Raw genomic sequence first — 541 nt, forward strand, 5'->3', positions numbered from 1 at the left:
TCACGATGGTAGCGCCACCAAGTACAGGCTCTGGGATCAGCTGAACAAAACTGGCCACGCCCGGGAATAGACCAAGAATCACTAACATGCCCGAGATAAAGTAACCCACGTAACGGCTTGCGACGCCCGTTAGCATGATAATGCCGTTGTTTTGACTGAAGGTAGAGTTTGGAAAGCTGTTGAATACCGCAGCGATAGCCGAGTTCAGACCATCCGCTAATACCCCACCTTTGATGCGCTTCATGTAAATAGGGCCTTTAACAGGCTCGCCAGATACTTCAGACGTTGCGGTAATGTCGCCGATCGCTTCCAACGCCGTGATAAAGAAAATCAGCACGAGAGGGATAAACAGTGACCAGTCAAATGACAAGCCGTACTGCATCGGAATCGGTAGCGCAACGAGGTTGGTTTCCCCCAATTTTGAGGTGTCGACCATACCCATGAAGTATGCCATTACATAGCCAACCAGCATGGCAATCACGATCGAAGCCACGCGAATGTATGGGTTTTTAGAACGATTCAAAATCACAATTAACCCAAG

General features: G+C 49.0%; 1 protein-coding gene. It reads right to left on the bottom strand.

Annotated elements, in window-relative coordinates; all coding sequences use genetic code 11:
- A partial coding sequence (locus tag R7190_RS30010; RefSeq protein ID WP_318138226.1) for a solute carrier family 23 protein occupies window positions 1-541 on the bottom strand: 541 nt, incomplete at both ends.

It is taken from the genome of Vibrio sp. 1078-1 (assembly GCF_033340475.1).